Origin of the sequence: Roseateles sp., assembly GCF_965229315.1 — a bacterium.
Classification (GTDB): Bacteria; Pseudomonadota; Gammaproteobacteria; order Burkholderiales; family Burkholderiaceae_C; genus Pelomonas.
Genome location: NZ_CBDDJA010000001.1, coordinates 724,398 through 750,230, shown reverse-complemented (window position 1 = coordinate 750,230; position 25,833 = coordinate 724,398). Strand labels below are relative to the sequence as shown.

At 71.5% G+C, this 25,833-nt stretch carries 23 protein-coding genes; 10 read left to right on the top strand and 13 right to left on the bottom strand.

All coding sequences use genetic code 11. From position 1 onward, the window contains the following. Positions 1 to 68 precede the first annotated feature (68 nt). Positions 69 to 2,060, bottom strand: a complete 1,992-nt coding sequence (locus tag ACO07H_RS03505) for a cation:proton antiporter (protein ID WP_422011161.1) — start codon at positions 2,058 to 2,060, stop codon at positions 69 to 71. Between the two features lie 79 nt (positions 2,061 to 2,139). On the opposite strand from ACO07H_RS03505, the gene ACO07H_RS03500 reads away from it, so the two are divergent. Together ACO07H_RS03500 and ACO07H_RS03495 are read left to right on the top strand one after the other, a co-directional pair. Then, the gene (locus ACO07H_RS03500; RefSeq protein WP_422011159.1) at positions 2,140 to 2,988 is read left to right on the top strand and encodes a PEP-CTERM sorting domain-containing protein; all 849 of its coding nucleotides are present in this window, start codon (positions 2,140 to 2,142) and stop codon (positions 2,986 to 2,988) included. Between the two features lie 110 nt (positions 2,989 to 3,098). Continuing rightward, on the top strand, positions 3,099 to 4,370 hold the full coding sequence (locus tag ACO07H_RS03495; RefSeq protein ID WP_422011157.1) for a Glu/Leu/Phe/Val family dehydrogenase: 1,272 nt from the start codon (positions 3,099 to 3,101) through the stop codon (positions 4,368 to 4,370). A gap of 67 nt (positions 4,371 to 4,437) precedes the next feature. Here the strand turns inward: ACO07H_RS03495 and ACO07H_RS03490 are convergent, their stop codons facing one another. Next, positions 4,438 to 4,881: an OsmC family protein gene (locus tag ACO07H_RS03490; protein WP_422011155.1), complete on the bottom strand. Its 444-nt coding sequence runs from the start codon at positions 4,879 to 4,881 to the stop codon at positions 4,438 to 4,440. A 135-nt stretch (positions 4,882 to 5,016) separates the two neighbouring features. On the opposite strand from ACO07H_RS03490, the gene ACO07H_RS03485 reads away from it, so the two are divergent. The 3 genes from ACO07H_RS03485 to ACO07H_RS03475 all read left to right on the top strand — a co-directional run bounded on the left by ACO07H_RS03485 (position 5,017) and on the right by ACO07H_RS03475 (position 11,065). After that, the gene (locus ACO07H_RS03485; protein WP_422011153.1) at positions 5,017 to 8,667 is read left to right on the top strand and encodes a CheR family methyltransferase; all 3,651 of its coding nucleotides are present in this window, start codon (positions 5,017 to 5,019) and stop codon (positions 8,665 to 8,667) included. Between the two features lie 110 nt (positions 8,668 to 8,777). Further along, entirely contained in the window at positions 8,778 to 9,302 is a 525-nt protein-coding gene (locus ACO07H_RS03480) for a DUF2242 domain-containing protein (RefSeq protein ID WP_422011151.1), read from the top strand. Then, the gene (locus tag ACO07H_RS03475; protein WP_422011149.1) at positions 9,302 to 11,065 is read left to right on the top strand and encodes a M14 family metallopeptidase; all 1,764 of its coding nucleotides are present in this window, start codon (positions 9,302 to 9,304) and stop codon (positions 11,063 to 11,065) included. Before ACO07H_RS03480 ends, ACO07H_RS03475 begins: the two co-directional genes overlap by 1 nt. Here the strand turns inward: ACO07H_RS03475 and ACO07H_RS03470 are convergent. The 9 genes from ACO07H_RS03470 to ACO07H_RS03430 form a co-directional block, all read right to left on the bottom strand. Then, the gene (locus tag ACO07H_RS03470) at positions 11,043 to 12,281 is read right to left on the bottom strand and encodes an MFS transporter (protein ID WP_422011147.1); all 1,239 of its coding nucleotides are present in this window, start codon (positions 12,279 to 12,281) and stop codon (positions 11,043 to 11,045) included. The genes ACO07H_RS03475 and ACO07H_RS03470 overlap by 23 nt on opposite strands. A gap of 64 nt (positions 12,282 to 12,345) precedes the next feature. Continuing rightward, a complete protein-coding gene (locus ACO07H_RS03465) occupies positions 12,346 to 12,816 on the bottom strand; it encodes an RDD family protein (RefSeq protein WP_422011145.1) in 471 nt (156 codons plus the stop codon). 72 nt (positions 12,817 to 12,888) lie between these two features. Continuing rightward, positions 12,889 to 14,148 (bottom strand): RNA polymerase sigma factor, encoded by a 1,260-nt coding sequence (locus ACO07H_RS03460; RefSeq protein ID WP_422011143.1) that lies wholly within the window; start codon positions 14,146 to 14,148, stop codon positions 12,889 to 12,891. Positions 14,149 to 14,152: 4 nt separating this feature from the next. Then, entirely contained in the window at positions 14,153 to 14,638 is a 486-nt protein-coding gene (locus tag ACO07H_RS03455) for a VOC family protein (protein WP_422011141.1), read from the bottom strand. Positions 14,639 to 14,660: 22 nt separating this feature from the next. Beyond that, positions 14,661 to 15,065, bottom strand: coding sequence for a VOC family protein (locus tag ACO07H_RS03450; protein ID WP_422011139.1), 405 nt, complete (start codon positions 15,063 to 15,065; stop codon positions 14,661 to 14,663). Between the two features lie 11 nt (positions 15,066 to 15,076). Then, positions 15,077 to 15,517, bottom strand: a complete 441-nt coding sequence (locus ACO07H_RS03445; protein WP_422011137.1) for an SRPBCC domain-containing protein — start codon at positions 15,515 to 15,517, stop codon at positions 15,077 to 15,079. Beyond that, positions 15,514 to 16,053, bottom strand: a complete 540-nt coding sequence (locus ACO07H_RS03440; protein ID WP_422011135.1) for an SRPBCC family protein — start codon at positions 16,051 to 16,053, stop codon at positions 15,514 to 15,516. Before ACO07H_RS03440 ends, ACO07H_RS03445 begins: the two co-directional genes overlap by 4 nt. An 11-nt stretch (positions 16,054 to 16,064) precedes the next feature. After that, complete coding sequence (locus ACO07H_RS03435; RefSeq protein WP_422011133.1) at positions 16,065 to 16,469, bottom strand: YciI family protein; 405 nt, start codon at positions 16,467 to 16,469, stop codon at positions 16,065 to 16,067. A gap of 323 nt (positions 16,470 to 16,792) precedes the next feature. Then, entirely contained in the window at positions 16,793 to 17,140 is a 348-nt protein-coding gene (locus ACO07H_RS03430) for a YciI family protein (RefSeq protein WP_422011131.1), read from the bottom strand. A 129-nt stretch (positions 17,141 to 17,269) separates the two neighbouring features. Here ACO07H_RS03430 and ACO07H_RS03425 point away from each other — a divergent pair, with 129 nt between their 5' ends. Further along, complete coding sequence (locus tag ACO07H_RS03425; protein ID WP_422011129.1) at positions 17,270 to 18,448, top strand: GAF domain-containing protein; 1,179 nt, start codon at positions 17,270 to 17,272, stop codon at positions 18,446 to 18,448. After that, positions 18,415 to 18,987 (top strand): sensor histidine kinase, encoded by a 573-nt coding sequence (locus ACO07H_RS03420; protein WP_422011655.1) that lies wholly within the window; start codon positions 18,415 to 18,417, stop codon positions 18,985 to 18,987. Before ACO07H_RS03425 ends, ACO07H_RS03420 begins: the two co-directional genes overlap by 34 nt. On the opposite strand, the gene ACO07H_RS03415 is transcribed toward ACO07H_RS03420, so the two are convergent. Both ACO07H_RS03415 and ACO07H_RS03410 read right to left on the bottom strand, forming a co-directional pair. Further along, a complete protein-coding gene (locus ACO07H_RS03415; RefSeq protein WP_422011127.1) occupies positions 18,984 to 20,483 on the bottom strand; it encodes a hypothetical protein in 1,500 nt (499 codons plus the stop codon). The two genes, ACO07H_RS03420 and ACO07H_RS03415, sit on opposite strands and share 4 nt — an antisense overlap. A gap of 3 nt (positions 20,484 to 20,486) precedes the next feature. Continuing rightward, entirely contained in the window at positions 20,487 to 21,749 is a 1,263-nt protein-coding gene (locus tag ACO07H_RS03410; RefSeq protein ID WP_422011125.1) for an SPFH domain-containing protein, read from the bottom strand. 705 nt (positions 21,750 to 22,454) lie between these two features. Between ACO07H_RS03410 and sodC the strand changes: the two genes are divergently transcribed. The 3 genes from sodC to ACO07H_RS03395 all read left to right on the top strand — a co-directional run bounded on the left by sodC (position 22,455) and on the right by ACO07H_RS03395 (position 25,831). Next, complete coding sequence (sodC, locus tag ACO07H_RS03405) at positions 22,455 to 22,976, top strand: superoxide dismutase [Cu-Zn] SodC (protein ID WP_422011123.1); 522 nt, start codon at positions 22,455 to 22,457, stop codon at positions 22,974 to 22,976. Between the two features lie 75 nt (positions 22,977 to 23,051). After that, the gene (locus ACO07H_RS03400; RefSeq protein ID WP_422011121.1) at positions 23,052 to 23,753 is read left to right on the top strand and encodes a response regulator transcription factor; all 702 of its coding nucleotides are present in this window, start codon (positions 23,052 to 23,054) and stop codon (positions 23,751 to 23,753) included. Next, positions 23,750 to 25,831, top strand: a complete 2,082-nt coding sequence (locus ACO07H_RS03395; protein WP_422011119.1) for a sensor histidine kinase — start codon at positions 23,750 to 23,752, stop codon at positions 25,829 to 25,831. The genes ACO07H_RS03400 and ACO07H_RS03395 overlap by 4 nt, the downstream gene beginning before the upstream one ends. Positions 25,832 to 25,833 lie beyond the last annotated feature (2 nt).

Genomic DNA, 25,833 nt, shown 5'->3' with positions numbered 1-25,833 from the left:
GCCAGTGTGGCGCAGCCCTGGCCGCGCGCTTGTCACGCAGGCGGCAGTGGGCCCGCGGCCCGCGGCGCTCAGCCGGCCAGCAGCTTTTCTTCGGCCAGCGCCAGCGCCGCGGGCGTGCCGCTGATGACGAGCGTGTCGCCGCCGGCCAGCGTCGCGCCGTCGACCAGCAGGCCCTTGCCGTTGGCGCGGCGCAGCGACACCACGGCCACACGCATCGCATGCAATGCGAGGTCGTCCAGCAGCTTGCCGGCATGCGGGCTGGCGGTGGGCAGCGTGACGGAGGCCAGGCGCGCCTGGTCGATCTCGTCGACGGTGTCGTCGTCGGCGCCATGGAAGTAGCCGCGCAGCAGGCCGTAGCGCTTGTCGCGCGCATCGCGCGTGATGCGGATGACGCGGCGCATCGGCACGCCCACCAGCGCCAGCGCGTGCGAGGCCAGCATCAGCGAGCCCTCGATGGCCTCGGGCACCACCTCGGTGGCGCCGGCGGCCTTGAGCTTTTCCAGGTCGGCGTCGTCGATGGTGCGCACGACCACCGGCACGCGCGGCGCATGTTCGCGCACCAGGTGCAGGATCTTCAGCGCCGACGGCGTGTCGTGGTAGCTGACGACGACGGCGCTGGCGCGCGCCAGGCCCGCGGCCATCAGGCTCTGCACCTTGGCCGCGTCGCCGAACACCACGCTCTGGCCGGCCGCGGCGGCCTGGCGCACACGGTCGGGGTCCAGGTCCAGCGCGATGTAGGGAATGTGTTCGCCCTCCAGCAGACGCGCCAGGTTCTGGCCGCTGCGGCCATAGCCGCAGATGATGATGTGGGCCTCGGTCTTGATGGACTTCTTGGCAATGCTGGTCAGCTGCACGGACTGCATCAGCCAGTCGCTGCTGGACAGCTTCATGACGATGCGGTTGCTGTACATCACGAGGATGGGCGTGGCCAGCATGGACAGCACCATGCTGGCCAGCACCGGGCTGACCCACTGCGGCGCCACCAGCCGGTGTTCGGCGCCCAGCGTCAGCAGCACGAAGCCGAATTCACCCGCCTGCGCCAGGTACAGGCCCGTGCGCAGCGCGACGCCCGGCGGCGACTTGAACAACCGCGCCAGGCCGGCGATCAGCGCGAACTTGACCAGCACCGGCAGCCCCGTCAGCAGGATCACCAGCCACCAGTGGTCGATCAGCGGATGCCAGTCCAGCTTCATGCCGATGGTGATGAAGAACAGGCCCAGCAGCACGTCGTGGAAGGGCCGGATGTCGGTCTCCACCTGGTGCTTGTATTCGGTCTCGGCGATCAGCATGCCGGCGACGAACGCGCCCAGCGCCAGGCTCAGGCCCGCGTGCTCGGTCATCCAGGCCAGGCCCAGCGTGACCAGCAGCAGGTTCAGCATGAACAGCTCGTCGCTCTTGCGCCGCGCCACCAGCGTCAGCCACCAACGCATCACCTTCTGGCCGCCGTACAGCAGCAGGCCCAGCAGCGCCAGCGCCTTCACGCCGGCCCAGGCCAGCGCGGTGGCCATCTCGCTGCCGCTGCTGTTCAGCGCCGGGATCAGCACCAGCAGCGGCACCACGGCCAGGTCCTGGAACAGCAGCACGCCCATGACGAGCTTGCCGTGCGGGCTCTCCAGCTCCAGCCGCTCGGCCATCAGCTTGATGATGATGGCGGTGGAGCTCATCGCCATGGCGGCACCCAGCACGAGCGCGCCCTGCCAGTGCAGGTCCCAGGCGCGGCCCAGCATCGCGAACACCGCGATCAGCAGCACGTTGCCGGCCATGGCGCCCAGCAGCGTCAGCAGCACCTGCATCAGCCCCAGGCCGAACACCGCGGTGCGCAGCGCGCGCAGCTTGGGCAGGTTGAACTCCAGCCCGATGGCGAACATCAGGAACACGACGCCGAACTCGGCCAGGTACTCGATGCCGGCCGAATCGTGCGCGAGCGCGAGCGCATTCGGGCCGATCAGCACCCCCACCGCCAGGTAGCCCAGCATGGGCGGCAGCTTCAGGCTGCGGCAGACGACGACGCCCAGAACGGCAGCCACCAGATAGAGCAGGGCGAGGTCCAGCGAGGTCATCGCGGGATCGTAGACGACGGGTAGACGGCACCCACGGCGGGGCGTCACACTCCAGCCCTGTCCGAAAGGGAGAGCTTCCATGATCCGAGCCGTACGCCGACCGACCGCATTCCTGACCTCCTGGATGGCCGCATCCGTGCTGGCCTGCGCGGGGCTGCTGGCCGCGCCGCCCGCCTGCGCCATCGTCGGCGGCACGTCGACGACCGAGTTCGGCCAGGTGTCGTTCGGCGTGCAGGTGCTGCCCAACTGGGTGGTCACCGCCTCGCACCTGAACCTGGGCGTGGGCGACACCTACAGCAACGGCTATGGCAGCGCCCTCATCGCCGCCGTCTACTCGTTCAGCACCAGCGGCTTCCCGCAGGACGACATCACGCTGGTGCGCCTGGCGACCGCCATCGACGCGCCGTCGCTGAGCCTGGTGGCCGACACGCTGACCGCCGGCGGCAGCTACGCCATCGACGCCACGCTGACCACCGGCGCCAACCAGTCGCCCCGCGGCTACGGTTTCAGCCAGGTCCGCGAGTTCTGGTCCACGGTGGACCCCGACGACAGCGGCCCGCTGGGGCCGGTGTCGGCCAACTGGCTGATCACCTACACCGACGGCTTCACCACCCCCTACGTGCAGGGCGGCGACAGTGGCGGCGGCCTGTTCCTGGGTCACGTGACCAGCCTGGCGGGCGGCGCGCCGCTGTGGGGCATCGCCTCGGCCTTCATCAGCGACCTGGACGCCAACGGCAACGACATCAACCCGCGTTCGGGCTACGTGCAGCTCGCCAGCTACCGCTCCTGGCTGGACGCGACGATGGCCGCCGACACGGCCGACACGCAGGTGCTGAACTGGGTGACGACGGCCGTGCCCGAGCCCGCCACGGCGCTGCTGATGGGGCTCGGCCTGTGCGGATTGGCACGCCTCAGGCGCCGAAGCTGACGGGCTATGCATTGCGCGCATAGGCGCATGAGCACTTGGCTAGACAAGTGCCGGTGGCACGGTCCGGCTTCGCGCTACCGTTCGCCCCACGAAAAGTTACGGAGCATTTCATGCCCAACCTGTCCTTCGTTTCGCCCACGCGCAACAGCCCCTGGGGCACCTACCTGTCGCAGATCGACGCCGTCGAGCCCTACCTCGGCCACCTGGCCCGCTGGGTCGAAACCCTGCGCCGCCCCAAGCGCGCGTTGATCGTGGACATCCCCATCGAGCTGGACAACGGCACCATCGCCCACTTCGAGGGCTACCGCGTGCAGCACAGCCTGACGCGCGGCCCGGGCAAGGGCGGCGTGCGCTACCACCCGGACGTGACGCTGGAAGAGGTGATGGCCCTGTCGGCCTGGATGACGATCAAGAACGCCGCGGTGAACCTGCCCTACGGCGGCGCCAAGGGTGGCATCCGTGTCGACCCCAAGCTGCTCAGCCTGAAGGAGCTGGAGAAGATGACCCGCCGCTACACCAGCGAGATCGGCATCATCATCGGCCCGCAGCAGGACATCCCGGCGCCGGACGTGAACACCAACGGCAAGATCATGGCCTGGATGATGGACACCTACTCGATGAACACCGGCGCCACGGCGACCGGCGTCGTCACGGGCAAGCCCATCGAGCTGGGCGGCTCGCTCGGCCGCGTGGCCGCCACCGGCCGCGGCGTGTTCGTCGTGGGCCGCGAGGCGATGCGCCGCCTGGGCCAGCCGCTGGAAGGCGCGCGCGTCGCGGTGCAGGGCTTCGGCAACGTCGGCTCCATCGCCGCCAAGCTGTTCGCCGCCAACGGCGCCAAGATCGTCTGCGTGCAGGACCACACGGGCACCATCCTGAACGAGAACGGCTTCGACATGGCGAGCCTGCTCGACCACGTGGCCACCTACAAGGGCGTGGCCGGCTTCACGGGCGCCGACAAGATCGACGACGAGAACTTCTGGGACGTGCCCAGCGACGTGCTGATCCCGGCGGCGCTGGAAGGCCAGATCACCGCCGAACGCGCCCAGCGCATCAAGACCCGCCTCGTGCTCGAAGGTGCCAACGGCCCGACCACGCCGGACGGCGAAGCCGTGCTGGCCGACCGCGGCATCGTCGTCGTGCCCGACGTGATCGCCAACGCCGGCGGTGTGACGGTGTCCTACTTCGAGTGGGTGCAGGACTTCTCGTCGTTCTTCTGGACCGAGGACGAGATCAACGTGCGCCTGGACAAGATCATGATCGGCGCCTTTAAGCACATCTGGGAAACCAGCGAGCTGCACAAGATCACGCTGCGCACCGCCGCCTTCACGGTGGCCTGCACGCGGGTGCTGCAGGCGCGCGAGGAGCGCGGCCTGTATCCGTGACGCGCCGCGTCTGACCGCGCCCGAAGGCCCGCCGCGTGCGGGCCTTTGTCGTCAGCGCTGTCCGGGCTCAGCCCTTCAGCACCGCGCCCGTGCTGTCCAGCACACGCAGCGTGACGGGAATGGCCGGCGCGACGCTTTGCGTGACGGTGCAGAAATCCTCGAAGGTGTCCAGCACGCGCTGCAGGTGCGCCAGCTCGGCGGCAGGCTTGCCCAGGTGCAGGTCGACCGCCAGGCCTTGCACACGGTTGCGGTTGCGCTCGTTGCGGCCGACGGTGGCTTTCACCTCGGTGCGCAGCGGCGCCGGGTCGTCCTTGTATTTCTGGCAGGCGAACAGCAGCGATGCGCTCAGGCAGTTGCCCACCGCCGAGGCCAGCAGCTCGACCGGGTCTGGCCCCAGGCCCGTGCCCAGCGGCGGCGGCTCGTCGGCAAGCAGCACCGGCAATTCCGGCGCATAGTGGTGTTCGAACTGGTAGCCCTGACGCTGGATCAGGGTGACGCTGGGGTGGTCCATGAAGCTTCCTCGGCTGGGTGTCACTGCGGAGTTTGCCTGCCGGCGCAGCGGCCGCCCTGACGCGCCCGTCCACTAGACTCCATCACCCTATTTCGGGTTGCCGTGCGCATGCAGCAAGAACAGCTTCCAGCAAAAGTGGCCGTCCTGGGTGGATCGGCGGGCAGCATCGACGCCTTTGCCAGCGTGCTGGCCGGGCTGCCCGAGCAGCCGGGTTTCGCGGTGCTGGTGATCAGCCACCTGGACCCGACCCGGCAGACCCAGCTCGACGGCATCCTCAAGCGGCACACCAGGATGCCGGTCGAGCGGCTGGCGCGCATGCGCAAGATCGAGCACGACACGGTCTACGTGCTGTCCGAGGACTGCACCGCCACGGCGCTGGACGGCCACTTTCGCGTCACCAAGCGGGCCCCGGGGCTGCACCTGCCCATCGACATCTACCTGGCATCCGTCGCGCAGGACCCGGACGTGGCCGCCGCGGCGGTCATCCTGTCGGGCACGGGCAGCGACGGCGCGGCCGGCATCGTCGACCTGAAGGCCAGTGGCGGGCTGGTGCTGGCGCAGGCGCCGTCATCGGCAAATCACGATGGCATGCCGATTGCCGCGATCAACACGGGCCTGGTCGATGCCGTCCTGCCCGTCGAGGACATCGCTGCCCAGCTCGTGGCGCGTTTCGGCAATGCCACCCCTTCGAATGCAGAGGACTCCTACAGCGATGCACTGGCCACGGCACTGGCGCTCGTTCAGGAGCGCACCGGCACCAACCTGGGTTACGTCAAGGACGTCAACCTCCGCCGCCGCTTCCTGAGGCGGGTGCTGCTGCAGAAGGACCGCGACGTGGCCGGCTACCTGCAGCATCTGCGCACCGCCCCTCTGGAGGCGGCGGCGCTGCGTGACGACATCCTCATCGGCGTCACCGCGTTCTTCCGCGACGCCGAGTTCGTCAACGTGCTGCGCCTGAGCGTCATCCCCAAGCTGATCGAGCTGCGGCGCGACCCCATCCGCGTCTGGGTGCCGGCCTGCTCCACGGGCGAGGAGGCCTACACCATCGCCATGCTGCTGCGCGAGGCGCTGGATGCCAACGGGCTGGACAGCAAGGTCCAGATCTTCGGCACCGACATCAACGAGGCTTCCATCGAGACGGCGCGGGCGGGGCAGTATTCGGCCGCGTCGGTCGAGAACGTGCCCGAGGCCTACGTGGCCAAGGCGTTCGTGCAGAACGCCGGCGGCTTCGCCATCCGCAAGGACATCCGGGCGATGTGCGTGTTCGCGCGGCACAACCTGATGACGCACGCACCTTTCCTGGGCATGGACCTCATCAGCTGCCGCAACATGCTGATCTACCTGCGCAAGGAGGCGCAGGAGCATGTGATGGGCGTGCTGCACTACGCCGTGCGGCCGGACGGCTACGTGCTGCTGGGCCGCGCGGAAGCCGCGTCCTCGGCGCAGGGCTTCGAGCATGCCGGCCACCCGCACCTGTATCGCAAGCTGGCCGACGGCCAGCGGCCGCGGCGCAGCTGGCCGGCCGAGGCGATGCTGCCCTGGGCCGCGCCGCGCGACGAGGCGGGGCCGCGCACCAAGATCCAGACCGACCAGGTCGAGCTGGCCGTGAGCCGCTGCGCGATGGAGCGCTACGTGCCGCCGGGCTTTGTCGTCAACGAAGCCGGCGACGTCGTGCAGTTCCGCGGCGACGTCGCCGACTTCATCGCGCCGGCCACCGGCGAGGCCACGCTGTCGCTGTCGCGGCTGCTGCGGCCGGAGCTCAACGTGCCGGTGCGCACGGCGCTGCTGGAGGCCAAGCGGTCCGAGGCCGCCGTGCGGCGCGACCGCGTGCCGGTGGACGGCGCCGTCTACGCGCTGGAGGCGCTGCCGTTCATGGTGGGCGCCGAGTGCCGGCATTTCCTGGTCACGCTGCAGATGCAGCGTGACGAAGCGCCCCACGTGGAAGGCAGCCGCGCGGACGGCGACGCCAGCCGCGGCAGCCGCGAGAGCGACCTGGAGCGCACGGTGGTGACGCTGTCGGCCGAGCTGGATTCGGCCCATGCGCAGCTGCGCACCATGGTGCTGGAGTTCGAGTCGGCCAACGAGGAGCTGCGCACGTCCAACGAAGAGATGCTCAGCGCCAACGAGGAGATGCAGAGCGCGAACGAGGAGCTGCAGAGCGCCAAGCAGGAGCTCGAGTCGACCAACCAGGAGCTGAACTCGCTGAACGAGGAGATGAAGGTCCGCAATGACCAGCTGGCCGTGGCCAACGACGACCTGAGCAACCTCGTGGGCGGCATCCCGCTGGCCGTCGTGCTGCTGGACCGGCACCTGCGCCTGCGCCATTTCACGCCGCAGGCGGCCGAGCTGTTCGGGCTGCAGCCCGACAGCGTGGGCATCACCCTGCCGACGCTGAACGACCGCTTCGCCATCGCCGACATCGAGAAGATGGTGGATGTGGCCGTGAAGGGCCTGGCCGCCACCAAGGCCGAGTACCGCGACGCCAGCGGCCACTGGTGGCTGGTGAACGTGCGCGCCTACCGCACCTCGGACGACCGCATCGACGGCGCCGTCATCGTGTTCGAGGACATCGACAACCTGAAGCTGGCGGTGTCGCACGCCGAGGCGGCGCGCGGCGAAGCCGAGCAGGCCAACACGGCCAAGGATGATTTCCTGGCGCTGGTGTCGCACGAGCTGCGTGCGCCGCTGAACGTCATCTCCGGCTGGGCCTCCGTGCTGGACCGCACGCTGCCGAACCGGCCGCAAGGCAGCGACGATGCCGAGCGGAGCACGGAACGACGGGCCATCTCGACCATCCTGCGCCAGTGCCGCGCGCAGGCGCAACTCATCGACGACCTGCTCGACGCGTCGCGCATCACCGCCGGCCGCTTCGCCATCGACAAGCATCCCGTCGACCTGGGCGACTGCGTGGCCGCGGTCATCGAGAGCATGCAGCCCGCCGCGCGCGGGCGCGACATCAGCCTGACCAGCAGCGGCCTGCGCATGGGCCACATGGTCAGCGGCGACAACCGGCGCCTGCAGCAGATCGTCAGCAACATCGTCAGCAACTCGCTGAAGTTCACGCCGGCCGGCGGCCGCATCGAGGTCGCGCTGACCCGCTTCGGCGGGCTGCTGGAGCTGTCGGTCTCCGACTCCGGCATCGGCGTGTCGGAAGACCTGCTGTCGCGCATGTTCGAGCGCTTCACGCAGGCCAACATGGCCCGCACGCGCGAGCACGGCGGGCTGGGCCTGGGGCTGTCCATCGTCAAGTCGCTGATGCAGGCCCACGGCGGCACCGTTGTGGCCCTCAGCGACGGGCTGGGCAAGGGCCTGCGCGTGATCATGCGTTTCCCGGCGCTGGAGGCACCGGCCGGCGTGCTCAAGCCACCCGTCGCACCCGAGGTGGTGGCCGGCGACCTGCGCCTCGCGGTGCTGCTGGTCGACGACGACGCCGAGTCGCGCGAGGCGCTGGGCGAGCTGCTGCGGCTGGTCGGCGCGCGGGTGGACACGGCCGCCTCCGTGAGCGCAGCCATGGCGGCGCTGGAACTCCGCGACTTCGACGCCATCGTCAGCGACCTGGCGATGCCGGGCCAGGACGGCTTCGAGCTGATGCGCATGGTGCGCGCCCGGGAGATGCGCGACGGCCGGCCGCGCAGCTACGCCATCGCGCTGTCGGGCCTGTCGTCGCTGCAGGATCGCGACATGGCGCTGTCCGCGGGCTTCGACGACCACGCCTCCAAGCCCGTGGACGCCGAGACGCTGGTGGGCTGGCTGACGGTCGCGCGGGACCGGGTGCACCGGCCCTGAGGTCCGTCAACGCAGGCCGTCGTGTCCCGCCAGGCCGGACACGCTACAGCAACAAGGTCATCCATCTCACGCGGAATAATCCCGCCATGCATCGCCTACGCTCCCTTGCCATGACCGCCGCGCTCGGCGTGTTGCTGGCCGGCTGCGGCGTTCTGCCGGACAAGCCGATCAAGTCGGTCTACCTCGGCGAACGCTTCAATGCCGACGAAACCTTCTCGCGCCTCTTCGATGCCAGTGTCGACGACACCTGCGAGGCCGCCCGCCGTGCGCTGCTGAGCCAGGGCTACGTCATCAGCAAGACCGGCAGCGGCGTCGTGCAGGGCGCCAAGCGCTTCCAGCCCGATGGCGAAGTCCACGTCGAGATCGCGTTCAACGTGGTCTGCGTGGGCGACGGCCCCAAGCAGCAGGTGGCCACCGCCTACGTCAGCGCCCAGCAGGACCGCTATGCGCTCAAGAAGAGCCCCAACGCGGCGAGCCTGGGCGTGAGCGCCATCGGCTCCATCTCGGTGCCGCTGTCGTCGTCGCAGGACTCCATGGTCAAGGTCGCCTCCGAGACCATTGCCGCCGGGCCGTTCTACGACCGCTTCTTCACGCTGATGCAGCGCATGCTGCGCGAGAGCACGCCCGACCACTGATGCGCCACTGCCTGACCCTGCTGCTGGCGCTCGCCGCCAGCGGCCCCACCCCAGCCGCTCCAGCCGCCCCAGCCGCCCCAGCCGCCCCACTCACCACCCACGCCGAACGCAGCGGCTTCCTGCAGACCGGGCGCTATGCCGAGGTAGGCGAGCTGTGCCACGCCTTCGCCCGCGCCCACCCGCGCGACGTGCGCTGCACCGTGTTCGGCCGCACGCCGCAGGGCCGGCCGATGTGGGCCGTCGTCGCCAGCCAGTCCGGCGCGCTGACGCCCGATGCCGCGCGCCGGCGCGGCCTGCCCGTCACGCTGGTCCAGGGCGGCATCCATGCCGGCGAGATCGAGGGCAAGGACGGCGGCTTCCTGGCGCTGCGCGAGCAGCTCGCCAGGCCCGGCGCGCTGCGACACCAGGTGCTGGTCTTCGTGCCGGTCTTCAACGTCGACGGCCACGAGCGCTTCGGCGCCTGGAACCGCCCCAACCAGCGCGGCCCCGAGCAGATGGGCTGGCGCGTGACGGCGCAGAACCTCAACCTGAACCGCGACTACGCCAAGGCCGACGCGCCCGAGATGCAGGCCATGCTGGGCCTGGTGCGCGCCTGGGACCCGCTGGTGGCCGTGGACCTGCACACCACCGACGGCGCGCAGTTCCAGCACGACATCGCCATCATGGTCGAGCCGGTGCAGTCCGGCGACGTGCCGCTGCGCGCTGCCGGCCGCGCCTGGCGCGACGCCGTCATCGCCACGCTGGCCGAACAGGGCGCGCAGCCGCTGCCGTTCTACCCGTCGTTCGTGAAGGAAGACGACCCGGCCAGCGGCTTCCGCGACAGCGTGTCGACGCCGCGCTTTTCCACCGGCTACTTCGTGCTGCGCAACCGGCTGGGCATGCTGGTGGAGACGCACTCCTGGCGCGACTACCCCACCCGCGTGCGGCTGATGCGCCAGACCGTGGACGCGGTGCTGGCGCAGGTCGCCGCGCACGGCCGCGACTGGCTGCGCACCGCGCAGGCCGCCGACGCCCGCACACCCGCCGAGCTGGCGCTGACCTGGAAGGCCACCGACGAGGCCCGCGAGATCGAGTTCCACGGCTACGCCTACACGCGCACGACGAGCGAGATCTCCGGCGCGCTGATGACGCGCTACGACGAGCGCACGCCGCAGGTCTGGCGCGTGCCGCTGCGCGACCACCTCGTGCCCGATCTCGTCCGCGCCGCGCCCGGTGCCGGCTACGTCGTGCCGGCCGAGCACGCGGCCTGGGTGGGCGACAAGCTGGCGCAGCATGGCGTGCGTTTCGAGCGGCTGGCGCAGGCGCGCGCAGCGCTGCCGGTACAGAGCTTTCGCGCCACAGACGTGAAGCGCGACGCCACCACGACCGAAGGCCGCCAGCGCATGACACTCAACGGCCAGTGGGCGGCCGACGCGCGCGAACTGCCGGCCGGCAGCCTGTTCGTGCCCATCGCGCAGCCGTTGTCGGCGCTGGCCATGCACCTGCTGGAGCCCGACGCGCCGGATTCGCTGGCCGCCTGGGGCCGCTTCGCGAACGCCTTCGAGCCCAAGGAATACATGGAGGCCTACGTCGCCGAACAGGTCGCCCGCGAGCAGCTCGCCGCCAGCCCCGCGCTGGCCGCCGAGTTCCAGGCCCGCCTGAAGGACGATGCCGCGTTCGCGGCCAGCGCGAAGCAGCGGCTGGACTTCTTCTACCGCCGCACGCCGAGCTGGGACGAGCGGTTGAACCTGTACCCGGTGTTCAGGGTTGACGCTCGCCCCTGAGCTGCCACACCGCCAGCCCGCCGGACAGCGCCGCCAGTCCCAGCACCATGCCCACCGTCGCGGGCCAGCCGGCGAACACGTAGATGAGGCCGCAGAACCAGCCGAAGAAGCTGGAGCCGGCGTAATAGAACAGGTTGTACAGCGACGCCGCCTGCGAGCGGCCCACGGTGGCGCGGTGGCCCACCCAGCCCGCGGCGATGGCGTGCGCGGCGAAGAAGCCGGCCGTGAACAGCACCAGCCCGACGACGAACACGGCCGTGGCGGTGCCCAGCATCAGCGCGCCGCCGAGCATCTGCGTGGCGATGGCGCCGCACAGCACCGCCAGCCGCCCGCGCCGCCGCGCCAGCCAGCCCGCCAGGCTCGCCGAGCCGGTGCCGGCCAGGTACGAGAACAGCAGCAGCGCGACGGTGGCGGGCGCCAGCAGGAAGGGCGGGCCTTCCAGGTGGAAGGTCATGTAGTTGTAGATGCTGACCAGCCCGCCCATCAGCAAAAAGCCCTGCAGGAACAGCACCAGCAGGTCGGGCCGGCGCAGGCTCGCGGCGACGGCACGCAGCACCGGCAGCCGGTGGGCCGCGCCCGAGCGAAAACCGCGCGCGGCCGGCACGCTGCACAGGAACACGGCCGTGCCGACCGCCGCGATCAGCGTCACGCACAGCAGCGCGCCGCGCCAGCCCAGCGCATCGGCCACCGGCACGGCGACCACCCGCCCCAGCAGCCCGCCCAGCGTCGTGCCCGACACGTAGATGGCTGCCGCCATCGGCGCGCTGGCGGGGTGCACCTCCTCGTTCAGGTAGGTGATGGCGGCCGCGGGCAGGCCGCCGAGTGCGAAGCCCTCCAGCGCCCGCAGCAGCAGGATGGGCTCCAGGCCGGTGCAGGCCGTGCTGGCCAGGCCCAGCAGCGTGGCGAGGATGAGCGAGACCTTCATCGCCCAGACGCGGCCGAAGCGGTCCGACAGCCACGACCACGGCAGCACGCCCGCGGCCAGGCCGATGGTGGCCACCGAGATCAGCAGCGCGGCCTGGTCGGGCCGCACCTGCAGCCCTTCGGCGATGCGCGGCAGCACGCCTTGCGGCGCGTACAGCTGGGCGAAGGTGGCGACACCGGCCGCGGTCAGCGCCACCAGCACCTGGCGGAACTCGCGGGAGTCGGCGGTGTGGCCAGGCCAGGGCGCGGGCGGCGCCGGTGACGCATCAGGGTCGGAGCGGGAGTCGGTCATCGGCGGCGGCAACCCGGGCGGGGCGCGCATCTTCCCATGCGCCCCGCTGCGGGGGCGCCGCCCGTCAGGGCTGCTCGAACGTGACGGGCTGCGGGCCGCGCGCCTTGGACCGGACGACCACGGTGCCGGCCAGCTTGTCGTGCCAGCCCTGCTTCTTCGGGTCGAAGGCCACCCAGATCAGGCCCAGCCCCAGCGGGATCGTGGACACGAAGTAGCCCAGGTAGCGGCCGATGGACTGCCCGGCGGTGATCGCGTGCCCGGTCCGGGCGTCCACGATGCGCAGGTGCAGGGCCATCTTGCCGGGCGTGGCCTGCTTGTAGAGCCAGAACGCCACCACCGCGACGGCGGGCGCCACCCATGAAATGAGGAAGTCGGCGGTGCCCACCACCGTGCCGGTCTGCGGCATGCTGAAGTAGGCCCAGCCGTAGACGGCGATCAGCGCGGGCAGGGTGACGCACAGCACCAGCACCGTGTCGATGAGCGAGGCGCCGACGCGCACCCAGAAGCCCGCGTATTCCAGAGAGTCGGTGGTCATGCCTCGGAGCGTAGCGACTGCCGGCGGCGGTCGCAGCGCTTTACTTACGGAAGCAACCGGCCCCGCCGGACCTCAGTTCGCCAGCCGCGCCGCGCGCTCCTGCAGCAACTGGCGCTGTACATCGTTGTCTGTCAGCGCCGCCGCGCGCAGGTAGGCCTCGCGCGCCTCGGCGGGGCGGCCCAGGCGCTCCAGCACGTCCGCCTGCGCGCCGGCCAGGAAGGGGTAGCGCTCAAGCTGCGGCTCGGCGGCCAGCGCGTCCAGCAACGGCAGCGCCGCGGCCGGGCCGTCCGCGAAGCTGACGGCGACCGCGCGGTTCAGCGCGATGACGGGCGAGGCGTTGAGCGCCAACAGTCGGTCGTAGCCGGCAACGATGGCGCGCCAGTCGGTGTCCTGCGCGCGCGCCGCGCGGGCATGGCAGGCGGCGATGGTGGCCTGCAGCGTGTACGGGCTGCCCGCATCGAGCTGCTGCGCGCGGGCCAGCGCGGCCAGGCCGCGCTGGATCAGCAGACGGTCCCAGCGGCGGCGATCCTGGTCGGGCAGCAGCACGGGGCGACCTTGCGCGTCCAGCCGGGCGGGCAGGCGCGAGGCCTGGATCTCCAGCAGCGCGGCCAGGCCGTGCACGTCCGCATCGCCCGGCAGCAGGTGCTGCAGCTGCCGCGCCAGGCGCAGCGCTTCATCGCACAGCGCGGGGCGCAGCAGGCTGGCGCCGCTGCCGGCGCTGTGGCCCTCGTTGAAGATCAGGTAGACGACGGCCAGCACCCCGCCCAGGCGCTCGCCGCGCTCGTCGGCCCCGGGCAGCTCGAAGGCCTGGCCATGCAGCGCCTTCTTCGCGCGCACGATGCGCTGCGCCACGGTGGCCTCGGGCACGAGGAAGGCGCGGGCGATCTCGGCCGTCTCCAGGCCGCCCAGCAGGCGCAGCGTCAGCGCGACCTGGGCCTCGCGTGACAGCACCGGGTGGCAGGCGATGAAGATGAGGCGCAGCAGCTCGTCGCCGATCTCGGCCTGGTCGCGCGCGGCGTCGAGCTGGTCGACGAAGTCGGGCACCACGTGCACCTGCGCGGCCACGTCGTCGGCCGCCAGCGCCTCGTGCTCTCGCTGCAGCATCGCGCGGCGGCGCAGGCGGTCGAGGGCCTTGTGGCGGGTGGTGGTCATCAGCCAGGCGGCCGGGTTGTCGGGCGCGCCATCGCGCGGCCACACCTCCAGCGCCGCGATGAGCGCGTCCTGCGCGCAGTCCTCGGCCTCGTCCAGGTCGCGCAGCAGCTTGGCCGCCGCGCCGACGAGGCGGCTGCGCTCGATGCGCCAGACGCCGGCGGCGAGGTCGGCATGCGTCACCCGGTCAGGTCCCTGCGTAGGCGCGTTGCAGCGCGGCCAAGTCGATCTTCTCCATCGCCCAGATCGCCTCGAACACGCGCTGCACGCGGGCCGGGTCGGGGTCGCGGATCATGTCGAACCACGCCGCCGGGATGATCTGCCAGGACAGGCCCCAGGCGTCCTCGACCCAGCCGCAGGCCTTGGGCTTGCCACCGTGTGCCTGCAGCTGTTCCCACAGGTGGTCGATCTCGGCCTGGTCGTCACAGGCGACCATCAGCGAGAACGCCTCGGTGAGCTTGAAGTGCGGCCCGCCGTTGAAGGCCGTCATCTGCTGGCCCAGCAGCTCGAACTGCACCACCATGACCGAGCCGGCCGCGCCCGGCGAGTTCTCGCCCCAGCGCTGCGTGTGCCGCACCTCGCCGGCGCCGAACACCTTCAGGTAGTGCGCGACGGCGTCTTCGGCACCCTTCTCGTACCAGATGAACGGGGTCAGTTTTTGTTGAATCTTCATGGCGGTCTCCTTGATGGTGGCGTCAGGCCTGCGAGGGCATGCCTGTCATGTGGACCAGTTCCCAGTGGTGGCCGTCGAGGTCTTCAAAGCCGTGGCCGTACATGAAGCCGTGGTCCTGCGCCTCGCCCGGGATGTTGCCGCCGGCGGCCTTCGCCTTGGCGACGAGGGCATCGACCTCCTCGCGGCTGTCGCAGCTCAGGCACACCCAGCCGCCGGTGGACGTCTTGTGGTCGATGAAGGCCTTGGGGGTGAAGGTGCGGGCGAAGTCCTCGGCCAGCAGCATGGCGTAGAGGTTCTCGCCCAGTTCGAGGCTGGCGCCCTTGTCGTTGGTGAACTGCGGGTTGAAGCGGTAGCCGACGGCCTCGAAGAAGGCCTTGCTGGCGGGCAGGTCCTTGACGGGCAGGTTGACGTAGATCTGCTTGTGCATGACGGGTCCTTTCAGTGCGTGGATTCGGACAGGGCCTTCAGGCGTTGCAGTGCCTTGGGCCAGGTGTCCTGCAGGAACTCGAGAAAGCCGTCCCAGCCCTGCAGGTGGACGACCAGGTGGGTGCCGCCCTCCGGCGTGGCGTTGAAGACGTAGCGCTCGTGCGCCGGTTCGGCGTGCAGCCGGCTGTCGGCCAGCGGGCGGCCGTCCTGGATCTCGCCCACCAGTCGCAGCGACATCAGCGCGTGCGGACGACATTCGTCCACCACGGCCTCCATGCCGAAGCCCTGCGGGTCCAGCAAGCGCAGCCGGCGGCCGGTCTCCCAGGCGCCTTCGAAGTAGGAGCCCTCGCAGAAGGCGCGGGTCCAGTCGCGGTAGGCGAGGGGGTCGAACATGCAGTCCCACACGCGCGCCACCGGTGCGGCGATGTCGATGTTGAACTGAAGATCCTTCATCCCTTGGCCTCCGCGATCTGGCGCAGGTTCTGCAGGCCGTCCTCGAAGTCGCGGCCCACCATCTGGTCCATGTTGATGAACACGCCCATCAATTTGCTGACGAAGTTGGCCGGGCCGGCCATCGTCCAGCGCACCTCGGTCGCGCCGTCGGCCAGCGGCTGCAGCGCGAACTCGGCCTGGTTGTGCGCCTCGAAGGGCTTCAGGAAGTCCAGTTTCATCTGCACGGCGCGGCCGGGCTGCTGGCCGGTGATCTCCAGGCTGCCAGCGCCGATCTTGTCGCCCTCCCAGGCATAGCGCGAACCGATGCCGCCGGCGGCACCCGTGTACTGGCCCTTGACCAGCGGATCCTTGCGCTCGTAGGGGTTCCAGCGGTTGAAGCCGCGCAGCTCGCCCACCAGAGGCCAGAGCTGGTCGGGGGTGGCCGCGATGCGCAGCCGGCGCTCGACGCGGAACTCGTCGGGGCGCGTGGACGCATAGGCCAGCACGGCCAGGACGGCGACGGCCAGCGCGGCGAGGACATAGGACAGGATGCTCATGACTCGGGGCCTCATGCGGTGCGGATATCCATGTCGCCGCCGGGCGCGAAGTCGGCGTCCTCGTACAGGCGTCGCACCTCGACCTCGCAGGCCATGCCCACGAAGGGCGCCGGAAAGCGGCTGGCCCAGGCGCGGGCCTCCTCGACGGAACGCACCTGGATGAGGGAGTAGCCGGCGATCAGCTCCTTGGTCTCGGCGAAGGGGCCATCGACGACCTGGTGGCGGCCGTCGGCGCCGTAGCGCTGGCGCCAGCCATCGCGGCTGGGACGCAGGCCGGCGCCGTCCAGCAGCACGCCGGCGCGCGCCATCTCCTCATGGAAGGCGCCCATGGCCTCGAACAGCTGGGCGTACTCCGGGCCGGGCCGCTCGCCGCGCTCGCTGACGTCGGTGGCGCGGACTTGGATCATGAATCGCATGACAGGTCTCCTGGGTGGGGGGCGGCGCGGTGTCCTTTGCCGCCTTCATGCCCACGACGATCCTGCCGGGCCGGATTCGACAGTCCCCGGGAAACTACTGAAAAATCAAGTTAGGGGGCCGAGCGCCGGGCCGCTCCCAAGCCGGCCCGTCCGGCGATGTGCGAGGGGCACGCCCCGCGAGCATCGCCGTCCCCTCGGGGGCTGAGCCCGGACACGTTGCGCCCGGTGGGCGCGACGTGCCTGGCGAAGCGCTGCGGCCCTGGCCACGGCGCGGTCCCGGTCGGACCCGCCCGCGTCCAGCGCGGCGAGGCCGGACGAGGGGCTCACAGGTAACAGGGGCCCACGCCGCGGATCTCCACGGTGGACCAACCGGCGGCCGGGCAGCGTTCGGCCCACGCCATGGCAACCGCCGGGTCTTCGGTGTCGAGCAGGAAGAAGCCGCCCACCATCTCCTTGGCCTCGGCGAACGGGCCGTCCCAGACCTCCGTGCTGCCGCCGCGCCGGGTCAGGCGCCTGGCCGCGGTGCCCAGCGAGTTGCAGGCCAGCAGCAGGCCGGCGTCCTTCATCGCCGCGGCGAAGTCCAGCATCTGCTGGTAGACCGCTTCGCCGGCGACGCGGCCGCGTTCGGCGCGCTGGCCGATGGGTTCGACGATGAGCAGCATCTGGGGCATGGTCGGGTCTGCGGTGCGTGGCGATGTCCGGCATTCTGGCCCCAGACCCGTCGCGGAAATGACGGTTGGGCCCGGCGCCCGGATGCGGCACAGTTGGGGACTTAGCAGTTCTGCCCCGGAGCCCTGACGATGGACGACATGACCCATGTCGCGATCTTGCTGGTGAAGGCCACGCCCGAGCTGCCCATCGTGGGCACGGCCTCGGGCCGCGCCAAGGTGCTGGGCTACGACCCGCAGGCGCTGTGCGGCATGCCGCTGGCGCTGTTGTGCCCGCTGCGCCAGCCCGATGGCCGGCTGTCCGGCGACACGCTGGCCGACGTGTTCGCGCAGTTGCAGCACAGCGGCTCGCTGAGCCTGCCGTGGCGGCTGCAGACCCGTGACGGCGAGACGCGTGCGCACGAGCTGCACCTGACGCTGACCGAGCGCGACGGCGAGCCGCAGGTGGCCGTCTGCATGGTGGACATGAGCCGCATGCAGTTCGCCGAGGTGCTGAACCAGGCCAAGAACGAGCTGCTGGAGATGGTCGCCACCGGCCAGCCGCTGCAGCCCGTGCTGGACCGGTTGACGGCCCTCATCGAGTCGCAGTTCGAGGGCCTGTACTGCACCGTGCTGCTGCTGGACCTGGACGGCCGCCATGTGCGCCTGGGCGCCGGGCCGCGCATGCCGGCCGCGTACATGCAGGCGCTGGACGGCGCCGAGATCGGTCCCACCGCCGGCTCCTGCGGCACCGCCATGTTCGACGACCGCCTCGTCATCGTCGACGACATCGCCACCCACCCGCTGTGGGTGCCCTACAAGGACCTGGCGCTGCCGCACGGCCTCAAGGCGTGCTGGTCGGCGCCCATCCATGCGGCCAACCACGGCGTCATCGGCAGCTTCGCGATGTACTACCGCGAGGTACGCCGCCCCAGCGCCGCGGAACTCGCCGCGCTGCACGCCGCCAGCCACCTGGCCGGCATCGCCATCGACCAGGCGCGCCGCGACGAGGAGCGGCGCCGCACCGCGCAATGGCTGGAGGAGCAGGTGCACAAGCGCACCGCCGAGTTGCTGGCTGCGCAGGACGAGCTCGTCAACAGCCGCAAGCTCGCCGCGCTGGGCCAGCTGCTCGCCGGCATCGCGCACGAGATGAACACGCGCTGGGCAACGCGCTGCTCAGCGCCAGCGCCTTGCGCGCCGGCAGCGGCAGCTTTGCCGCGCGCCTGGGCAGCGGCACGCCGCTCAAGCGCCAGGAGCTGGCCGACTGGGTCGCGCAGACGCTCGCGGGCGCCGAGCTGGTGGAGCAGAACGTGGACCGCGCGCTGCGCCTGATCAACCGCTTCAAGCAGCTCACCGAAGGCAGCGGCCGTGCCGTGCGCACCCGCTTCGACCTGCGCGAAGCGGTGCTGCAGGCCTGGGCGCGCGTGCAGAGCCGGCTGGACGCGGGCCGCGTGCACCTGGCCTGCGAGCTGCCCGAAGGTTTCCGGCTCGACGGCTATGCGGAGATCCTGCAGCAGGTGCTGGAGCAACTGCTGGAAAACGCCTGCCTGCACGCCTTCCGCGGCATGCCCGACACCGCGGAACGCCTCATCCGCGTGACGGCCCACCGCGGCAGCGACGCGCGCATGGTGCTGGAGGTGCGCGACAACGGCATCGGCATACCTGCGGCCGACTTGGCACGTGCCTTCGAGCCCTTCTTCACGACGTCGTTCGGCCAGGGCGGCAGCGGCCTGGGCCTGTTCGTCGCGCACAGCCTGACCTCGGGCCTGCTGGGCGGCAGCCTGCAGCTGGACAGCCAGCCCGGCCAGGGCAGCGTCGCGCGGCTGGAGCTGCCGCTGCGCATCGACGCAGCGCTCGCGCTCGCGGCCTAGCGGCGCGCCGGCGAGCCGGACCGCCACGCCGGGTCGCTCCAGCGCTGGAACGCGCCCATCAGCGCGGGCTCGCCCGACTGGCGCTCGGTCGCCAGCGACGGCAGCGCCACGACCTCGAAGCTGCGGCGGTACCGGCCCTCGGCGCGGAACTCGCGCGCCAGCAGCATCTGCGCGCCGCCCGGCACCCAGCCGGCGAACTCGGCCACGCCCAGGCCCGGCTGGGCCGGCGCGGGCGGCATGACCTCGACGCGCCAGCCCTCGCGGTCCTTGACGAACACCCACAGCTCGCGCCAGCCGTCCAGCGGCTGCACGGCCAGCGCCAGCGCGCGGCCTTCGCGGTTCAGCGACGCGGACGCCAGCGCGACCTGCCCGTAGCTGCAGCGGCGCGCGGCCAGCTTGCCGCCGTCCTTGAGCTCGACGCAGCGCTCGCCCTCGGCGCCCGGCAGCAGCGCCAGTTGCACGGCACCGAAGTCACGTGGCGCCGCGCTGGTGCCCAGCCAGCGCGCGGCGTTCACGCGCATCGCGGCGTCGGCGTACGCGGCCTGGTCGTCCTCGGTCAGCTCGGTGGGGGCGATGGCCGCGAACTCGGCCAGCGCGGCGGCGCCTTCGCCACCCGCGCCCCGGCGGGCCTGCGCGAACGCGAGGCTGGCCGCCACCGATGCGCGGCGCATCTGCAGCCGGTTCTTCCAGTGCACCGGCAGCGTGGCCACGTCGACCTGGGCCAGCACCTGCTGGCGCCACTGGTCGCGCGCGGCCTGCTCGTGCACCGGGGCGCGCGGGTCCAGGCAGTCGGGCCGCGTCAGCGCCAGCGCGGCGCGCACGCGCTGCTCCGGCGTGGCCGCCACGGCCAGCACACGGCGGAAGGCTTCGCCGTCGTAGCAGACCTGCACGCGGCCCTCCTCGCCGGTCTCGATCTGCGCGAACTTCAGCCCGTAGCGCGCCGCCACGTCCATCTGCGCGGCGAGCTGGCCCTCGGCCGGCCTGGCATCGCGCAGCGACGCGCGGTCGGCGATGCGCTCGGCGAACGTGCCCATCGCGTCCAGCGCCTCGGCGCCGCCGGGGCCGGCCATCTCGGCGGGCGTCGCCGCCTGCACCCAGGCGGCGGCCAGGCCCAGCCCCAGGCCCTCGGTGCCCCACTGCTGGCGCACCAGGCGCAGCTGCGACAACAGTTCGGCCGTGGCGCCGCCGATGCCGTCCGCGCGCGGCATCAGCAAGACCTGGCCCTTGCGCAGCCAGCCGCCACGCTCGCGGCGGTAGTCCCACACCTGCCAGTGGTCGCCGCGCTCGCCGCGGATCTCCAGCGCCTCGCCGCGCGCCATCTGCGCCTGCAGCGAGGCCGTGTCGCGCGGCGCCCCGCGCAGCGGCGCGTCCTGCACGACGAGGCCGGCGCGCGGGAAGGCCGGCAGTTCGGTGGACACGGCGGGCGCGGCGTCCGCCTGGGTCATCACGACGGCCGCTGTCGCAGCCGCGACCACGATCAGCATGAAGCGACGCATGGCTCACTCCTTCTCCGATGCACCGCCTTCGAGCGCGGCGGCCGGCGTGGCCTTCGCAGCCGGCGTGGTGCCCGCCAGCAGCGCGTTGCCGATGAAGCCGCCCGAGCCGGGCGGCGCGATGATGACCTGCACCTTGTCCGAGAGCTTGTCGGCCATCGCCTTCTGCACCAGCAGCGGGTGGCGGGTCAGCAGCTCGCCTTCGGCGGCCATCTGCGCGGCGTTGGCCCGGCCGACCTGGGCGACGCGGTAGGCCTCGGCCTCGGCCAGCTTCTGGCGCGCGGCGGCCTCGGCGTCCACCTCGATGCGACGCGCCTTGGCCGCGCCTTCGGCCTGCTGGATGCGAGCGGCGCTGTCGGCCTGCGCTTCCAGCGCGCGCTGCTCGATCTGCTTCTGCTTGAAGGGCAGCACATGCTTCATCGCCTCTTCCTGCGCGCGCGCCGCGATGATCTGTTCGCGGCCCGCCGCCTCGGCGGCTGTCTCGCGGCGCACCTTGTCGGCCTGGGCGGTGAACTCGCTCTGCTTGACCTGCTTCTCCGATATCTCCAGCGTGTAGCGCATGCGCTCGCTGGCCAGGCTGTCGGCCAGCAGGCGGTCCATGCCGCGGCGGTAGTCGGCCGGCAGGTCCACCGAGCCGATCTGGATGCTCCTGAGCACGACGCCGTCGCCGGCCAGCTTCACGCGCAGCTCGGCCTCCAGCGCCGTGGCGATCTCGGCGCGCTGGCTGGAGAAGATCTCGCGCACCGTGTGGCGGGCGATCTGCTTGTAGACGACGGCCTGCACGGCCGGCGCGATGACGTCGCCCTCGATGTCGTCGGGCAGCTTGCGCGCCAGCTCGGGCAGGCGGGTCGCATCGACCGTCCAGCGCACCGTCATGTCCAGGCCCAGCGACAGGCCCTCCACCGACTGCAGCGGTGTCGCGCCTTCGGCCTTGGCCAGCGACGCGGGGTGGTAGCTCTGGTCGCGCAGCGGAAAGAAGCGCACCTCGTGCAGGCCGGGGATGCGCACGAAGCTGCCCGACCGGAACTCACTCGTGCCGCCGCTGAACTGGTTGGTTCGCAGCGCGGCCAGGCCATGCGGCACGGCCTGCACCGGCGGGTGCGTGACGACGGCATAGCCCAACGCCGTGACCGCCGTGACGGCCAGCAGCGGCGGCAGCGCACGGCGCACGGACCGCGCAGCGGTGGGCGCCGCCTCCAGGCCGCGACTGGCGCTGCGGCGCAAGGCGTGGCGGAGGGAAGCGGCGAGGGTCTTGAGGCGGTGCAGCATGGCGGGCTCCAGGGCGTTGCGCATCGCGGGGTCGTGGTGCGATGCATGGCAGCCATGGTTCCCGGTCGGGCGGGAAGGCGCGAGTGGCGCGCGGGGCGCGTGTCTTCCGGCGGGGCGGAAGGAGTCTTCCGGGGTGGCTTCTCGATGCAGTGGGTTGATGCAGCGGACCGTGCCGGGATTTCGCCCCGGCGGGCGACTCACTTTCTTGTGCGAACAAGAAAGTAAGCAAAGAAATCGCCCCTGCAAAACCGCCCCTGCGGGGTCCCCTGCGATGCTCGAACGGCAAGGCCTGCGCAGAACTCGCGCCGCTACGCTCTGCTCAAACAACTGCGCAGAGTCAGTGGTCGAGGCGCTCTTCGAGCGCGCCTCGCCGTTCTGCGCTTCTCGGCGGTTTAGAAGGGGAGGCCCCAGAACAGCCAACAGCCAAGCCCAACGGCCGGCCGGTGGATGTATTTCTCTTGCCCCCTTGAGTAACGCAGGGAACCCACAGCGCAGCTTAGGGCGGGGCGTTCGGGGGGAGCCCTTTGGCTACTTTCTGGCGGACCAGAAAGTCCGCCGGGGCGAAATCCCGGCAACGCACTCGCCAGCAACCAGAAACCGCGATAACCAAACCGAAATTCGCCCGCCACCCCTAGTTCCGCAACATCCCTCAACAACACCCCCTCGCGTTGCTATCCTCAACAGCCTCACTTCAAGGGGAACCCCATGAGAAGCACGCTGATCGCCGCCGCCTGCCTGGTGGCAAGTTCCGTGGCGCTGGGCGCCGAGATCGGCGTGACGCTGAAGATGGCCGAGAAGCAGGGCGACGGCGCTGCGGTGGGCACGGTCCGCATCGTCGAGACGCCTTACGGCCTGGCCTTCTATCCCGACCTGAAGGGTCTGCCGCCGGGGCAGCACGGCTTCCATGTGCACGAGAAGCCGTCCTGCGCGCCGGCCGACAACAACGGCGTGATGACGCCGGCCCAGGCCGCCGGCGGCCACCTGGACCCGGCCGGCACCAAGAAGCACGGCGAGCCCTGGGGCGACGGCCACCTGGGCGACCTGCCGCCGCTGTACGTGGCGGCCGATGGTTCGGCCACGTCGCCCGTGCTGGGCCCGCGCCTGAAGCTGGCCGACGTGAAGAACCATGCGCTGATGGTGCATGCCGGCGGCGACAACCATTCGGACCACCCGGCACCGCTGGGCGGCGGTGGGGCGCGGGTGGCGTGCGGCGTGATCGGCGGCTGAGCGCCGAGGTGATGCCCCGGCTCGCGGAAGATTCCTTCCGCATCTGCCCCGGCGGGGCTCCCCATAATCCCCGCCATGCCCCGCATCGCCGTCATCGAGGACGACCCCACCACCAGCGCGCAGCTGGCCGGCTGGATACGTGCCGCCCGCCCGGAGCTGGTCGTGGACCAGCATGTCGACCGCGACGCCGCCGAGGCCGCGCTGCTGCGCGAGCGCTACGACCTCGTCGTGCTGGACATCGAGCTGGGCCGCGAGCGCAACGCCGGCGTGGCGCTGATCAACGAGATCAACAAGCAGGGCCTGGGCACGCCGGTGCTGGTGGTGTCGGCCATGCCGGCGGCCATCTACCGCAGCATCATGAAGGCGCTGGACGCCTGGGACTACCTGCAGAAGACGACCTTCGACGAGGCCGAGTTCGTCGAGACCTTCCTGGACATCCTGCGCACGGCGCGGCTGCGTGAGCCGTCCACGAGGCAGGCCACGAAGGCCGCCGACGACAGCCTGCAGCTCGACCCGCTGTGGCAGCGCACGCCCATGTGGCGCGGCCAGCGCATCAACCTGCCGCTGACGGCGCAGCGCATCCTCGCGACGCTGCATGCGCGCACGGGTGAGGTGGTCAGCTACGAAGACCTGTTCGACGTCGTCAAGAGCGGCCGCAACCGCGACAACGTGAGGAAGCACGTGGCGACCATCCGCGACGCCTTGCGCGACGTGGACCCGGCGTTCGACGGCATCGAGAACATCCCCATGCGCGGCTTTCGCTGGTCGGGCGGATGAAGCTCGGGCGGGTCGAGCTGCCACTGCCCGAGTTCGCGGACATGCCGCGCCTGGGCGTCGCGGCCTTCCGCAACCGCATCGTCTTCCACCTCGTCTTCGTCGCGCTGGCGCTGGCCACGCTGGCGCTGGCCGTCGCGCTGCTGAACGAGGAGCGCCAGCGCAACGCGCAGCGCTACGAGCAGACCTTCGCCAAGTCGCTGGCCGAGGTGGTTGCGCAACTGCGCCACCCGTCGGGGCAGCTCGCGCTGATGAACCCCGAGCCGGCGCAGGTGGACGCCGGCTGGGTCGCGCCGCTGGTGCTGCCGTTCGCGGCCATCGACTTCGACGACGCGACCAAGGCGCAGCGTGCCGTCGACATGGCCGGCTGCGCGCGGCAATACCCGGGCGGCGCCAGCCTGTGCGCGGCGGTGGGCAGCAATGCCTATGCGGGCGGCTTCGTCTACCTCGTTGCCGGCCTGGACGCCCCGCCGCTCGTCAGCCGCGAGCGCGGCGCGCTGGACCTGGCCGAGGTGCACCGCGTGCGCATCAGCCTGCGGCAGGGCGACACCGAACAGCATTGGCTGGCCCCCGTCGAAATGCTGGACGGCCAGCGTGGCCAGCTCGCCGGCTTCACGGTGGACGCGGCCGACGCCACCACGCTGCCGCGCCGGGCGCGGCCGCAGCGCGACTTCCGCGGCTGGGTCTGGCGCGAGGGGCCTTGCTTGGCTGAAGAAAAAGCGGCCGAGCCCTGCGCGCGCCGCACGACGGTCTCCGTGCGGCTGCCGGTGCAGGCGTTCCGCGAGGCGCTGTTCCGCCCCGGCGGGCCGCAGTGGCCACCGTCCGACCTGTCGCGCACGGGGCTGCGCCTGGCGCTGCTGGGGCCGGGCGGCGCGACGCTGTTCGACAGCGCCGCGCCGGGGGCGCAGCCGCCGTTGACGCTGGCGCGCCTGGCCGCCGCGCTGTCGCCGGGCGAGACGCTGACGATCACGCGCGGCAGCCACGTCGTCGCGCTGCTGCAGGGCGCCGAGCAGGCCGGCGCGCCGCCGTCGCCGTGGCTGACGGCGCTGATCCAGCACCTGCCCGCGCCCGACGCGCCGCGCACGCTGTCCGAACATGACAGCGTGACGACGCCCGCAGGCCGCTTCGACGTGACGCTGACCGGCGACCTGCAGGGGCTGGACCGCTCCCTGAGCGCCAGCGCCGCGCGGTTGGCCTGGCCGGTGGGCGCGATGCTGGCATCCATCGCGCTGGCCTGGCTCATCATCGAGGTGGGGCTGATCCGCCGCGTCGCGAAGCTGACGAAGCGCGCCGCCGCGCTGTCGCACCGGATGCAGGCGCCGCAGCGCTTCGAGCTGGGCACGCTGGACGTGGCCGACCTGCGCGGGCGCGACGAGCTGGGCATCCTGGCCGGCGTGCTGGCCGACCTGCTGCAGCACGCCCGCGACAGCCTGCGCCGCGAGCAGCTGCGCGCCGAGCGCGAGCACGACCAGTGGCACGCCGTGGGCCACGAGATCATGTCGCCGCTGCAGTCGCTGATGCTGCTGCACGCGGGCGACGCCGACCCGAGCCGGCGCTACGTGCAGCGCATGCAGCAGGCCGTGAAGGTGTTGTACGGCCAGGCCTCGCCGAGCGAGGCGCTGGCCGCCGCGACGCTGGCCGCCGGGCGGCTGGACCTGGACGCCTTCCTGCGCCAGGTCGCCGGGAACGCCGCCTATGCGGGCATCGCCGGCGTGCACTACACGCCGGCCGCCGAGCCCGTCTGGGTGCAGGCCGACGAATACCCGCTGGAGGACGCGATCACGCATGTGCTGACCAACGCCGGCCGCTACCGCGCCCCCGGCACGCCGATCACGCTGGCCTTGCGCCGGGACGGCGATCTGGCCGCGGTGGACATCCACAACCAGGGCCTGCAGATCGCTGAAGACCAGCTTGCGCGCATCTTCGACTACGGCGTCAGCGACGCCGCGCCCGGGGACGGCCAGCGCCGCGGCCAGGGCCTGTTCGTTGCGAAGACTTACCTCGCCAAGATGGGTGGCCGCATCACGGCACGCAACGTGGCCGGCGGCGTCGTGTTCGAGATCGGGCTGCGCAGTGCCTGACG

Coding starts and splice junctions, on each gene's coding strand:
- sodC (WP_422011123.1), top strand. CDS start 22,455: ATGAGAAGCACGCTGATCGCCGCCGCCTGCCTGGTGGCAAGTTCCGTG.
- ACO07H_RS03445 (WP_422011137.1), bottom strand. CDS start 15,517: ATGAAGGATCTTCAGTTCAACATCGACATCGCCGCACCGGTGGCGCGC.
- ACO07H_RS03400 (WP_422011121.1), top strand. CDS start 23,052: ATGCCCCGCATCGCCGTCATCGAGGACGACCCCACCACCAGCGCGCAG.
- ACO07H_RS03480 (WP_422011151.1), top strand. CDS start 8,778: ATGACCGCCGCGCTCGGCGTGTTGCTGGCCGGCTGCGGCGTTCTGCCG.
- ACO07H_RS03470 (WP_422011147.1), bottom strand. CDS start 12,281: ATGACCGACTCCCGCTCCGACCCTGATGCGTCACCGGCGCCGCCCGCG.
- ACO07H_RS03425 (WP_422011129.1), top strand. CDS start 17,270: ATGGACGACATGACCCATGTCGCGATCTTGCTGGTGAAGGCCACGCCC.
- ACO07H_RS03455 (WP_422011141.1), bottom strand. CDS start 14,638: ATGAAGATTCAACAAAAACTGACCCCGTTCATCTGGTACGAGAAGGGT.
- ACO07H_RS03450 (WP_422011139.1), bottom strand. CDS start 15,065: ATGCACAAGCAGATCTACGTCAACCTGCCCGTCAAGGACCTGCCCGCC.
- ACO07H_RS03505 (WP_422011161.1), bottom strand. CDS start 2,060: ATGACCTCGCTGGACCTCGCCCTGCTCTATCTGGTGGCTGCCGTTCTG.
- ACO07H_RS03415 (WP_422011127.1), bottom strand. CDS start 20,483: ATGCGTCGCTTCATGCTGATCGTGGTCGCGGCTGCGACAGCGGCCGTC.
- ACO07H_RS03465 (WP_422011145.1), bottom strand. CDS start 12,816: ATGACCACCGACTCTCTGGAATACGCGGGCTTCTGGGTGCGCGTCGGC.
- ACO07H_RS03435 (WP_422011133.1), bottom strand. CDS start 16,469: ATGCGATTCATGATCCAAGTCCGCGCCACCGACGTCAGCGAGCGCGGC.
- ACO07H_RS03475 (WP_422011149.1), top strand. CDS start 9,302: ATGCGCCACTGCCTGACCCTGCTGCTGGCGCTCGCCGCCAGCGGCCCC.
- ACO07H_RS03500 (WP_422011159.1), top strand. CDS start 2,140: ATGATCCGAGCCGTACGCCGACCGACCGCATTCCTGACCTCCTGGATG.
- ACO07H_RS03395 (WP_422011119.1), top strand. CDS start 23,750: ATGAAGCTCGGGCGGGTCGAGCTGCCACTGCCCGAGTTCGCGGACATG.
- ACO07H_RS03410 (WP_422011125.1), bottom strand. CDS start 21,749: ATGCTGCACCGCCTCAAGACCCTCGCCGCTTCCCTCCGCCACGCCTTG.
- ACO07H_RS03430 (WP_422011131.1), bottom strand. CDS start 17,140: ATGCCCCAGATGCTGCTCATCGTCGAACCCATCGGCCAGCGCGCCGAA.
- ACO07H_RS03490 (WP_422011155.1), bottom strand. CDS start 4,881: ATGGACCACCCCAGCGTCACCCTGATCCAGCGTCAGGGCTACCAGTTC.
- ACO07H_RS03440 (WP_422011135.1), bottom strand. CDS start 16,053: ATGAGCATCCTGTCCTATGTCCTCGCCGCGCTGGCCGTCGCCGTCCTG.
- ACO07H_RS03495 (WP_422011157.1), top strand. CDS start 3,099: ATGCCCAACCTGTCCTTCGTTTCGCCCACGCGCAACAGCCCCTGGGGC.